This is a genomic window from Flavobacterium cryoconiti, assembly GCF_048158645.1.
Classification (GTDB): Bacteria; Bacteroidota; Bacteroidia; order Flavobacteriales; family Flavobacteriaceae; genus Flavobacterium; species Flavobacterium cryoconiti.
Window position 1 is genome coordinate 467,378 of record NZ_JBLNKW010000002.1, and the last position, 13,385, is coordinate 480,762.

At 33.7% G+C, this 13,385-nt stretch carries 9 protein-coding genes; 8 read left to right on the forward strand and 1 reads right to left on the reverse strand.

Translation table 11 applies throughout. The features are described from left to right. The first annotated feature begins 17 nt into the window (after positions 1–17). The 8 genes from ACM55H_RS04960 (at position 18) to uvrB (ending at position 12,973) form a co-directional block, all read left to right on the forward strand. The gene (locus ACM55H_RS04960) at positions 18–2,417 is read left to right on the forward strand and encodes a TonB-dependent receptor (protein WP_416835444.1); all 2,400 of its coding nucleotides are present in this window, start codon (positions 18–20) and stop codon (positions 2,415–2,417) included. A 5-nt stretch (positions 2,418–2,422) separates the two neighbouring features. Further along, a complete protein-coding gene (locus ACM55H_RS04965) occupies positions 2,423–3,244 on the forward strand; it encodes a DUF4249 domain-containing protein (RefSeq protein WP_416835445.1) in 822 nt (273 codons plus the stop codon). A gap of 117 nt (positions 3,245–3,361) precedes the next feature. Continuing rightward, a complete protein-coding gene (locus ACM55H_RS04970) occupies positions 3,362–4,024 on the forward strand; it encodes a thiamine diphosphokinase (RefSeq protein WP_416835446.1) in 663 nt (220 codons plus the stop codon). Between the two features lie 68 nt (positions 4,025–4,092). Beyond that, positions 4,093–5,046, forward strand: coding sequence for a 23S rRNA (adenine(1618)-N(6))-methyltransferase RlmF (rlmF, locus tag ACM55H_RS04975; protein WP_416835447.1), 954 nt, complete (start codon positions 4,093–4,095; stop codon positions 5,044–5,046). A gap of 442 nt (positions 5,047–5,488) precedes the next feature. Next, positions 5,489–6,097 carry an RNA polymerase sigma factor gene (locus ACM55H_RS04980; protein ID WP_416835448.1) on the forward strand — a complete coding sequence of 203 codons (609 nt, stop codon included), beginning with the start codon at positions 5,489–5,491 and terminating at the stop codon, positions 6,095–6,097. A gap of 87 nt (positions 6,098–6,184) precedes the next feature. Then, positions 6,185–7,300 (forward strand): FecR family protein, encoded by a 1,116-nt coding sequence (locus tag ACM55H_RS04985; protein WP_416835449.1) that lies wholly within the window; start codon positions 6,185–6,187, stop codon positions 7,298–7,300. Positions 7,301–7,460: 160 nt separating this feature from the next. Next, positions 7,461–10,856: a TonB-dependent receptor domain-containing protein gene (locus ACM55H_RS04990; protein WP_416835450.1), complete on the forward strand. Its 3,396-nt coding sequence runs from the start codon at positions 7,461–7,463 to the stop codon at positions 10,854–10,856. Positions 10,857–10,981: 125 nt separating this feature from the next. Continuing rightward, positions 10,982–12,973, forward strand: coding sequence for an excinuclease ABC subunit UvrB (gene uvrB, locus ACM55H_RS04995; RefSeq protein WP_416835451.1), 1,992 nt, complete (start codon positions 10,982–10,984; stop codon positions 12,971–12,973). Here the strand turns inward: uvrB and ACM55H_RS05000 are convergent. Next, on the reverse strand, positions 12,970–13,371 hold the full coding sequence (locus ACM55H_RS05000; RefSeq protein ID WP_416835452.1) for an excinuclease ABC subunit B: 402 nt from the start codon (positions 13,369–13,371) through the stop codon (positions 12,970–12,972). The genes uvrB and ACM55H_RS05000 overlap by 4 nt on opposite strands. Between the last annotated feature and the right edge of the window lie 14 nt (positions 13,372–13,385).

A 13,385-nucleotide genomic window follows, 5' to 3' on the forward strand; every position in this document is an offset into this window, starting at 1 on the left:
ATTTCAAAACCCCAGAGATGATTTCAAAAAAAATTGGCACACTCCTACTCTTATTTTTAACAGCCCTAAACTCCTTTTCACAAGACACGGAACAGGCGAAGCAAAAATTCACACTCAGCGGAACTATTATTGATGCCAACAGCAATGAAACTTTGATTGGCGTAAACATTGTTATCCCAGAATTGAAAACTGGTGTAACCACCAATGAATATGGCTTTTATTCTATTACTGTACCAAAAGGAAATTACAGTATTCAAATCACCTATTTAGGATATCAAACTATTGAGGAATCAATAAATCTAGACCAAAACACAAAGAACAATTTTAAATTATTAAGTAATGAAACCGCTTTAAAAGAAGTAGTTATCATTGATACAAAAACTAAAACTGATATTCGGAAACCGGAGATGAGCGTCAATAAACTCTCCATTTCAGCTATTAAGAAAATGCCGGTAGTACTTGGCGAAGTGGATGTTCTCAAATCTATTTTATTACTTCCCGGAGTTACTAATGCTGGCGAAGGCGCGTCTGGTTTTAATGTACGCGGTGGTGGTGCAGACCAAAATTTAATCCTGTTGGACGAAGCAACCATCTTTAATTCTTCCCATGTTTTTGGTTTTTTCTCTGTTTTCAATCCTGATGCCATAAAGGATTTAAAGTTATACAAGGGAGGAATTCCGGCTCGTTTTGGAGGAAGAGCTTCTTCGGTTTTGGATATTTATCAAAAAGATGGCAACAGTAAAGAATTTCACGTGAATGGCGGAATCGGATTAATATCCAGTAGAATTTTGGCCGAAGGACCGTTAGTAAAAGATAAAGGCTCTTTCCTTATTGGCGGTCGAAGTTCATATGCCCATTTATTCTTGAAACTATCCAAAGATCAAAAAGACAACTCTGCTTATTTTTATGATTTGAATACCAAATTGAGTTATAAATTGAACCCGAATAACAATTTATATTTATCGGGATATTTTGGAAGAGACGTTTTTAGCCTAAACAAAAGCTTTACTAATATTTACGGAAACTCGACTTTAAACTTACGATGGAATCATTTATTTTCAGATAAATTATTTTCGAATTTATCGTTAATCTACAGCGACTATTACTATGGATTGGATTTGGATTTTGTAGGTTTCAAATGGGATTCTGGCATCAAGAATTACAATATCAAATACGATTTCAAGAATTATATTTCTGACAAATTTAAATTGAATTATGGTGTAAGTGCTATTTATTATGATTTTAATCCGGGAACCATCAGACCTTCTGATTTAAATTCTGGAATTAATTTTGATCAATTGGATAAAAAATACGCATTCGAACCCGCTTTATATATGAATGCAGACCAGGAAATTTCGAAAAAAATCTCTCTTTCTTATGGGCTTCGTTACAGTATGTTTTACCGTTTAGGGCAATCTACCGTAAATATTTATGCTGATAATAATCCTGTAACCTTCAATCCGGATTTACAGATTTATGAAAAAGCCACTCCTGTAGGAACAAAATTCTATGGGAAAAACAAAGCTATTCAGAGTTATAATAACCTGGAACCCCGTTTTTCTTTGGCCTATCAAATCAATGACAATCAATCTGTAAAAGCTAGCTACAACAGAATGGTGCAATATTTACAATTGATCTCTAATACGTCCTCTCCTACTCCGCTTGACGTTTGGACGCCGAGTGATAATTTTATAAAACCTCAAATTGCAGACCAAGTGGCTTTGGGATACTTTAAAAACCTAAAAGATGGAATTTATTCTTTGGAAGTAGAAACCTATTATAAAAAAGTAAAAAATAGATTGGATTATATTGACGGTGCAAATTTAATAGCAAATAAAGCAATCGAACAAGTGATTCTAAATGGGGAATTAAGATCTTACGGCTTGGAAATCATGTTCCGTAAAAACGAAGGCAAATTTAACGGTTGGATTTCCTATACTTTATCTAAATCTGAACAACAAACACTAGGAAGAACGCCAATTGAAACAGGAATTAACAATGGGAATTGGTACAATTCTGTTTATGATAAACTGCATAATATCGCCATTACCAGTTCTTATAATTTAAACGAAAAATGGTCTTTTGGAGCTAACTTTGCGTTACAGACTGGACAGCCCGTAACCTATCCGAATGGGCAATATGAATACTTAGGAATAACCGTTCCCAGTTATGGATTGAGAAACGAAAACCGACTGCCGGCTTATCATCATCTCGATATTGCTGCAACATTGACGCCACGCAAAAATAGCGACCGAAACTGGAAAGGAGAATGGGTTTTTAGCATTTACAATTTGTATAACCGAAAAAATGCCGCTTCAATCAATTTTAGACAAAATATAGATACCGGTACTAATGAAGCTGTAAAAACTTCCATTTTTGGAGTTGTTCCTGCTGTTAGTTATAACTTCAAATTTTAATGATTATGAAAAAAATAATATTTTTTTTGGGAATTGCAGTCGCACTTTTTTTAAATAGTTGCCAAGATGTTGTTCCAATAGATCTAAACACAGCACCACCAAAACTAGTTATTGAGGCGTCCATAAATTGGAAAAAAGGAACCGATGGAAATCAACAAAAAATAAAATTAACCACAACCACTGATTATTACAGTAATGTGATTCCTAAAGTTTCTGGAGCCACTATCACTATTAAAAACAGTTCAAATATCATTTTTAGTTTTATTGAATCAGCTAATAAAGGGGAATACTTTTGCAATAATTTCATTCCTGTCCTAAATGAATCGTACATCTTAACCGTTATTAGTGACGGCGCAACGTATACTGCAACTGAAACATTAAAATCAGTAGCACCAATAACTGAAATCATTCAAAATAACGAAGGGGGTTTTACCGGTAAGGATATAGAAATAAAATCCTATTATACGGATCCGGCTAACGAACCTAATTATTATTTGTACAAATACATTTATTCCAATCAGATTAAATCTAATTTTTACGCAGATCTAGATGAGTTTTTTGATGGAAATAAATTCTTCAGTATTTCCCAAAATGAAGATTTAAAAACCGGTGATTTAATCGAAATCAGCCATTACGGAATTTCAAAATCCTATTACAATTATCTCAGCGTTTTAGTAAGTATCGCAGGAAATAACGGCGGTGGTCCGTTTCAATCTCCTCCCGCAACGGTAAGAGGAAATATAATCAACACCACAAATTCAACAAATTATCCTTTGGGTTATTTTTCGCTTAGCGAAGTTGACATTAAAAAGTATACCATTCAATAATTAGGGTCTAATTCAGATAACAATGGATTTTAGATTTTAGATTTTTCATACATTTACAACAAATTTAGAATCTGAAATCTGAAATCTAAATTCAAAATTCCTAAATCAAAAATCAAAATGTCCTCACATCACATCGTTCGCGACGACCAAGAACCGGCTTTAATAATTGCCAATGGTGCAGCTTGTAATTCAGAATTATTAGGACAATTGTTAGAATGGTCTCCTCTAGTAATTGTATTGGATTCGGCTATGGAAAGAGTCATGGAATTAGATATAAAAGTGGATGTTCTTTTAGGGGATTTTGATAGAGGATTTGATCCGGAACAATACCAAACTTCACAGTATCCTATTGAAATAATCCATACCCCAGACCAAGACAAAACCGATTTAGAAAAGGCTTTTGATTATTTAATTCAGCGTAAAATCCCAGCCGTAAATGTTGTTTGGGCAACAGGAAAAAGAGCCGATCATACTATTACCAATCTTACCAATATTGTTCGATATAGAAATCTATTGAAAATTGTGATTTTAGACGACCATTCAAAAATATTTTTATTACCAAACAAATTCGAAAAATGGTACACAGCCAATACTCCCATTTCGTTAATACCAATAGGTCACGTAACCGGAATTCATTCTGACAATTTATTTTATCCATTAAAAGACGACAGCCTAACCATTGGATATAGAACAGGAAGCAGCAATCATGTCATAAAAGATGGCATCGTCACAATTGAACACAGTGAAGGCGATTTATTGATGATGGAATGTATGGATTGATGATAAAAAAACGTTCTATACCACTTACAATAATTTGACAAGAAAAGATTGACTATCTTTGCGCCGAAATGGAAAAAATAAAACAAACAGCGATTACCGAAAAAACGAATTTACATCCTAGAAATCTGGATCGATTTGGATACGATTTTGAAAAATTAATCAAAAATTGTCCTGAATTAAAAGTTTTTGTTTCTGTCAATGAGCACAATATAGAAACCATTGACTTTAGTAATCCCGAAGCCGTAAAGTCGCTAAACAAAGCCTTACTGGTAACTCATTACGGAATCCAAGATTGGGATATTCCTAAAAACTATCTTTGCCCGCCGATTCCCGGTAGAGCTGATTACATTCATTATATCGCTGATTTATTAGCTTCAAGCAATAGCGCAATTATCCCTGAAGGAGAAACAGTTCAAGGTTTAGATATTGGTATAGGCGCCAACTGTATTTATCCAATAATAGGAAATTCGACTTACGGATGGAGCTTTGTAGGAACCGATATTGATGAAAAAGCAATCCAAAATTGCAAAAAAATTATCCAGGACAATCCAAATCTTATGGATGCCATAAGCCTACAATTACAAACTGAAAGTCGCTTCATTTTTAAAAATATAATTACACCCGAGGATAAATTTACTTTTACCATTTGTAATCCTCCCTTTCATAATTCAAAAGAAGAAGCCACAAAATCTTCCATAAGAAAAATCAACAATTTAGAAAATACCCGAACTAAAAATCCGGTATTGAATTTTGGTGGTCAAAATACTGAATTATGGTGTGAAGGTGGCGAAATAGGTTTCCTGACTCAAATGATTTACGAAAGTGCCAAATATCCTATGAACTGTTTGTGGTTTACGACTTTGGTTTCCAAAAAAGAGAATCTATCCAGTATTTATAAAACATTAAACAAAGTTAGCGCAGTTGAAGTAAAAACAATTGATATGGCTCAAGGCCAAAAAACAAGCCGAATTGTAGCCTGGACTTTTTTGAGCGGAGCACAACAGAAAGCTTGGAAATTTTAGAATTTAAAAGTACTTATAAATACTTTTAAATCATTCCAAACGATAATATTCATTACTTATTGGCATGTTATTTTTCGTTATTCACAAAATAATTTATTTAAATGAAGCATAAATAAAAAGTTTATATTATTAAATCAATAATTAAACTTCTAAAAAAATTGTTTTCAAAAAAAAATATATAAATATTCACGAAAAATCGAATTTCTATATATTTTTAAGCTTATAAATAAATTTTAACATAGTTTTACGTAAGTTTGCTAAGAAAATCTTAAACAATTAAAAAGATATTCTTTTACAATTCATCAAATTATTAGCAAAAAAATCATTCATTTTTAAATGAAGAGACATTGAAAAGCAAAAAAAAGAACCTCATTATTATCCTTTTTTATTACAATTCAAAAGTTATTTCGCACTAAAAAAATGAACTAATCCAAACTAAATTGTGAAAAGGCAACTACTACATACCGAAACACAAGATGATTCCACACTTTGGAGCAATCTAAAAAAAGGGGATGAAAAAGCTTTTTCGCTACTTTTTAAGAGGCATTATTCCCATTTAGTCCGTTATGGAAATTCATTTATTCCATTTCCTGAAAAAGTGCAGGATTGTGTACAAGATGTTTTTACAGATATTTGGGTTTATAGAAATAAACTAAATGATTCAGTAGTAGTAAAAGCATATTTACTATCCAGTGTTCGTAAACGTATTACACGATTACAAGAACGTGATCGTATTTTCCGTGTAAGTACTTCTATAGATTCCATTAAATTTTTATTTGATTTTTCTATAGAACATCATCTCATTGCCGATGAAATAACCGCTGACAAAGTCTCACGCCTCAATCAACTAATTAATAATTTGCCTTCTCGCCAAAAAGAAGCCTTATATCTTCGCTACAATCAGGAACTTACTGTAGACCAAATAGCACATACACTTGATATTAATTATCAATCAGCAAACAATCTTTTACATCGTGCTTTATTGTGCTTACGCAAAGATTGGAAAGGAAGTATTTCTCTTATTTTACTACTATTTTTAACTACTTTTTAGTTTAAAAAAAATAAAATCAAAAAAATTTAGCATTTAATGAGTATCCAGTGAAAAAACTGTCCTCTATATAATTGTAACCTTTTTTTGATGCAACACCGTAACAATTATACTGAAATAGAAGACTTTTTAGCCGATGAATCATTCCATCTATGGGTGTGTTTCAAAGACGACCAACAAGACTGGGAAGAATGGACTTTAGAAAACTCCAATCGTGCCAAATTGGTTGAAGAAGCCCGTTTATGGCTGTTAGCAATGAAAACTCCTGATACTGACTTATCTTCTGAGGCCGTTCAAAATGCATTAGAAGCAACTTGGATGAAAATTGAAACAAAAGAAGAAAATAAAAATGCAGTAACACAACCAGTTCTAAAACTTTGGAAAAACCAATGGTTTAGAAAAGTAGCTGCTATTTTAGTTATTGGTCTTTTATCCGGCTGGTTTTATAGCCAACATTTCGGCACTAAAAATTCGGCACTTACCTACAATGAACTGATTAATGAAAATGATGAAGGTCTGGTTGAGCAAACTAATAATTCCGACAAACCTCAAATAATAACATTATCAGATGGTAGTTCCGTATTATTACAACCTAATAGCAAATTGAGTTATCCAAAAATATTTGTGGGTAATGAGAGAAAGGTTTACTTATCTGGTGAAGGTTTTTTTGAAATCAGTAAAAATCCTCAGAAACCATTTTTTGTTTTTGCCAATGAAATTGTAACTAAAGTAGTTGGAACCAGTTTTAAAATAAAAGCATACGCTAATCAACCAAATATAGAGGTGGTCGTTCGTACCGGAAAAGTTAAGGTAAGATCAAACCAGTTAATCGCAAACGCAAAAGACGAATTGATTGTATTATTACCCAATCAAGCCTTACGATTCGTGCGTAAAAATTTAATTTTCAATAAAATTACTGATATAACACAAGATGAATCTTTAAGTCATTCTACGAGTACTATCGAACAATTGGGATTTGAATTTACAGATATTCCTGTTGCTCAAATTTTCAAAACTATTGAGCAAGCTTATTTGGTGAAAATTGATTTTCCTCAGGAAAAATTAAAAGACTGTTATCTTACCACTTCTTTGGGAGACCAACCTTTACCAGAAAAACTCAAAATTATCTGTAAAAGTCTTGGAAACAATAGCAGTTATGAAATGAATGGAAACCAAATAATTATTATATCAGATGGATGCAATTAACCTTATTTAGCCTATGAATTAAAGTACTTAAACAAAAAAGCGCCGAAAATGCTGTAACATTCCCGACGCCTTGAATTAAATCAATTACCTCTCTGTAAAGAGTAATTGTTGCGTTCTCAATAACCAAACAAAAGAATATTAACAAACACAAACCAAAATTATGAAAAAAACCGTCCTTAAACAACGATTACTCTTTCGAATCATGAAAATAACCTTATTTCAATTTGTTTTAGCCCTTGTTTTTTCAAGTGTTACAATAGCGAATAATATCAGAGGGCAAAGAAAATTGGATACAAAGGTAACTATTACCCTAACCGATTTAAACTTAGATACCGCGTTAACTAAACTTGAAAAATTGGCAAATGTGAAATTTTCGTATAATTCGAGAATGACACAATTTAATCAAAAAGTGAGTGTTTCTGCTAATAATGAGGCATTATCAAGTGTACTTACCCGTATTTTGAAACCACTTAAAATTAATTATACTGAAGTAAGCAATCAAATTGTTTTACAAAAGGAAGGAATCCAAAAAGTGGGCATGAATGGAGACCTTATGTCAACACTAAATGAGAATATAGCTGCTGAAATTATTAAAGGTCGTGTAGTTGATGATAGTGGTCAACCTTTACCAGGTGTAACAATTCTTGTAAAAGGGACAACAAAAGGAACCACGACAGATGCAGATGGAAATTATACTATCACTGCTCAAATGGGAGATATTTTACAATTTTCTTATGTAGGTTTAGAAACTAAATCGGTAACTGTAACTGGAAACCTTATAAATGTTACTTTAACAGGAAGCGGTGAAACACTTCAAGATGTTGTTGTAATAGGTTCTCGTAATCCTACCAGAACGGTAACAGAATCTGCTGTGCCTATTGATGTAATCAGCATGAAAGAGATTGCTTCACAAGGACCACAAGTTAACTTAAATCAAATTTTGAACATGGTTGCACCATCGTTTACATCAAACACTACGACTGTAGCTGATGGAACGGATCACATTGACCCTGCACAATTAAGAGGTTTAGGACCAGATCAGGTGTTGGTATTGGTTAACGGAAAAAGAAGACATACTTCTTCTTTAGTAAATATTAATGGATCACCTGGAAGAGGATCTGTAGGAACGGATTTAAATGCCATTCCTGCTTTTGCTATCGAAAAAATCGAAGTATTAAGAGACGGAGCTTCCGCACAATATGGTTCTGATGCTATTGCAGGTGTAATCAATATTAATGTAAAGAAAAATACCAATAAATTAGATGTTGCCCTTTTTGGAGGAGGAAATCTTTCAAAAGGTGCTAACGACCACGATGGTGGTATTGACGGTGGTAATTACCAATTAGACTTAAACTATGGAACTGGTCTTGGGAAAGAAAAAAGCTTTATTAATGCAACTGCCAGCTTTCAACTTAGAGATGCGACAAGCAGAGCTAAGGATGTTACAGGAACTTTATTCAATGCCTATAATGCGGTTGAACAAAGAGCTGCAGAAGACGGGACAAATATTAATGCTCTTTTTGGTAACATTACTAATACTCCAAATACGGCACAAATACTTTCAACCATTAAAACGTATGCTCCACAAGTAGGTTATTTTACAACAGCGCAACAAACTGCTATAACTGGTGCTGCTACTATTTCTCAAATGCAAACAGCATTAAATTTTGATGCCACTGCAGGAGAATTAGCATATAGAAGTCTTGAAAGAAAAGATTTCAATATGAGAGTTGGACAATCTTCGTTGAAAAGCGCACAATTCTTTTTGAACGCTGCTTATCCAATCAATGATAAATTAGAAGTGTATGCTTTTGGCGGAACTAGTTATAGAACTGGAGAAGCTGCCGGTTTTTACAGAAAACCAAATCAAGCTAGATCATATACCGGTTTATATCCAAATGGATTTTTGCCAGAGATTCATTCTACAATCGGTGATGTATCTGTAGCTGCTGGTCTTAGAGGTCTTTTATTCGAAAATTGGAATTTTGATTTAAGTAATACTTTTGGAAAAAATACTTTTGACTATAATATTGAAAACACAGTTAATGCTTCCTTAAGAGAAAAATCTGCAACTCAGTTTGATGCCGGTGGCTTAGGTTTCTCTCAAAATACAACCAATTTTGATATCAACAGAAAATTTGATGTATTAAAAGGATTAAACGTTGCATTTGGTGCGGAATACAGACATGAAAACTTCACTATCAATGCAGGTGAGCCAGATTCTTATAACCTATATGATATCAATGGAGCCGTAGTTACTGGGACAACTCCTGCTAACATTAAAGTCACTGACTTTTATGGGTCTACAAGACCTGGTGGAGCACAAGTGTTCCCAGGTTTCAGACCTGCAAATGCTATTGATAAAGGACGTAACAGTTATGCCGTTTATACTGATTTAGAATTAGATCTTACTGACAAATGGTTAGTTAACGGTGCGGTTCGTTTTGAGAATTATTCTGATTTTGGAAATACAACTAATTTCAAAGTTGCATCTCGTTATAAATTAACAGATAACATCAATTTACGTGGTGCTGTTTCAACTGGATTTAGAGCGCCATCGTTGCACCAAATCTATTTTAATTCAACAGCTACACAATTCGTAGGTGGTGTGCCATTTGAAGTTGGAACTTTCAGTAATGACTCTCCAGTAGCAAAAGCTTTGGGAATTCCAACATTAAAACAAGAAGAATCTAAAAGCGCCAGTATTGGATTTACTGCAAAAATACCAGCTGCTAATCTTACTTTAACTGCCGATGCCTATATTGTAAAAATTAATGACAGAGTAGTTCTTACCGATCAATTTACTTCTAATGCTGTTACAAAACCTTACTTTGATGCCGCTGGAGCAACTGCAGCAACTTTCTTTGCTAATGCAATTGACACGGAATCAAAAGGAATTGATGTTGTAATTAGCCATAAAATAAGTTTAGGTGAAGGTTTATCTTTAAAAACTGATTTGTCTGGTACCATTTCTAATACCCAAAAAGTAGGCGACATCCATGCATCACCTATATTAGAAGCAGCAGGTCAGATAAACAGATACTATTCTGAATCTTCAAGAATTTATCTTCAAGAAGCAGTGCCAAGAGTTAAAGCTAATTTAACAAATTCACTTTCTTACAAAAAATTCGATTTCTTCTTGAGAAACGTTTATTTTGGTAAAGTAACTGACCCTAACATTGCTGATGCAAATAATGACGGAACTATTAATGCTATTGTTGTAAATAATCAAGCAGTTGAAAACGAACACCCAGTATGGGCTGCGAAAATCATTACCGATTTGTCTGTAGGATTTAAAATTACTAATGCAACAAAAATTGTAGTAGGAGCTAATAACATTTTTGATATTTATCCAACTTTCAATTTAGGACCTCAAACAATTGCAAAAAGAGCTTCTGGAGTTGATGCTAATGGAGCTGTTATTTATTCAACAACTACATCTTCAAACAATTACATTGACTTATCTAATGCAAATCAATTTGTATATTCAAGAAACACATCTCAATTTGGTCAAAACGGTCGTTTTGTTTTTGCCAGATTAAGCTTCAGCTTCTAGAAAAACATTTTATATTATGGAAAGCCATCAACTTTTGTTGATGGCTTTTTTTTGGCTTAAACTTTGGTAAAAAAAGAATCCAAACTTTGTACCTTTGTTTCTCATAACCTTTGTCCTTGTTTTAAATGAATTTCCAAGTAGTATCTGATTACCAGCCTAAGGGCGACCAACCTCAAGCGATTGAAAAATTGACTCAAGGGATTATTGATGGTGATAAATTCCAAACTTTATTAGGAGTTACTGGATCTGGGAAAACATTTACCGTGGCTAATGTAATTCAGGAAGTACAAAGACCAACTTTGGTTTTGGCACACAATAAAACTTTGGCTGCACAACTATACTCGGAATTCAAACAATTTTTTCCGAATAATGCCGTGGAATATTTCGTTTCGTATTACGATTATTACCAGCCCGAAGCTTTTATGCCCGTAACCGGCGTTTTCATCGAAAAGGATTTATCCATCAATGAAGAACTGGAAAAAATGCGAATGTCAACTACTGCTTCGTTGCTTTCTGGACGAAGAGATATTTTAGTAGTGGCTTCCGTTTCCTGTTTATACGGAATTGGAAATCCTATTGAATTTCAGAAAAACTTGATTCCAATTGAAAAAGGCCAAATCATTTCCCGAACCAAATTATTGCATCAACTGGTGCAAAGTTTATATTCCAGAACTGAAGCCGATTTTAACCCCGGAAGTTTCAGAATAAAAGGCGATACAGTAGATGTTTATCCTAGTTATGCAGATGAGGCGTATCGAGTTCATTTCTTTGGTGATGAAATCGAGGAAATTGAAAGTTTCGACACAAAGAATTCTAAAGTCCTTGAAAAATTTGATAAACTGACGATTTATCCAGCCAATATGTTTGTGACTTCGCCAGATGTTTTGCAAGGCGCAATTTGGGAAATCCAACAAGATTTGGTGAAGCAAGTCGATTATTTTAAGGAAATTGGAAAACATTTGGAAGCAAAACGATTGGAAGAACGTACCAATTTTGATTTGGAAATGATTCGCGAACTTGGTTATTGCTCTGGAATTGAAAATTATTCCCGCTATCTTGACGGTCGTTTACCAGGAACAAGACCTTTTTGTTTATTGGATTATTTTCCGAAAGATTACTTAATGGTGGTGGACGAAAGTCACGTGACACTTTCTCAAGTTAGCGCCATGTATGGTGGGGACAGAAGCCGAAAAGAAAATTTAGTGGAATATGGTTTCCGACTTCCGGCAGCGATGGACAATCGTCCTTTGAAGTTTGAAGAATTCGAAGCGATGCAAAATCAGGTGATTTACGTTTCGGCAACGCCAGCCGATTATGAATTGCAAAAAACCGAAGGTGTCGTTGTCGAACAGGTAATTCGTCCCACAGGATTATTAGATCCAATTATTGAAATCCGACCAAGTTTAAATCAAATTGATGATTTAATTGAAGAAATTCAGGTTCGAGCCGAAATAGACGAACGTGTTTTAGTGACCACTTTAACCAAAAGAATGGCGGAAGAATTGGCCAAATATTTAACGAAAGTCAATATTCGTTGTCGTTATATTCACTCAGAAGTAGACACATTGGAACGAATAGAAATCATGCAAGATTTGCGAAAAGGAATTTTTGATGTATTAATTGGTGTGAATTTACTTCGTGAAGGTTTGGATTTACCAGAAGTTTCATTGGTGGCAATTTTAGATGCAGACAAAGAAGGTTTTTTGCGAAGTCATCGTTCGCTTACGCAAACAATTGGTCGTGCAGCAAGAAATCTGAACGGAAAAGCAATTATGTACGCTGATAAAATTACGGCAAGCATGCAAAAAACCATTGACGAAACCAATTATCGCAGAACAAAACAAATTAATTACAATACTGCAAATAATTTGGTTCCTCAAGCCTTGAATAAAAAAATTGAGAGCGCCTTTACCAAAAATCCTTTGGCAGATTATGAATTAGGTTATACTCTTTCAACTGCTGCCGAACCCATTACAGAATATTTATCGAAGCCAGATATTGAAAAACGTATACGTGAAAAACGCAAATCAATGGAAAAAGCGGCAAAAGAATTAGACTTTATGCAGGCCGCAAAATTACGTGATGAAATAAAAGCATTGCAAGGACAATTAACTTAATTCTGTTGTTCCTGAAAAACATTCAATAAAACTTCACCTTTAATAATTGCATTTGGTGCCTCCTTCATTAACTTAAGAATACGCTTAGTTGCCTCTGGATTAAGTCCCATGTCAATTGCTATTTGTTGGATAGCGATAGTTTCTTTTTTATGCAAAACTCCATCGCTATGCATTAACAAAGCCAGTCTATAAAATTGTTGGATGCGTTGAAAATCTGATTTAATAGGTAATTTTGGCAATTCTTGATGAAACAAATCATTAAATCCTCCTTTTTCTATATTTAATTCATTGGCAACAATAAACAAAAAATCGTATTCTCTCTTATGCAATTGTCCGTCAACAGTAGAAAAAGCAATCATCTCTAAAAGTAAGCTTCTTTTTTCCTCGTAAGTATCCATGAAATTATTATTTT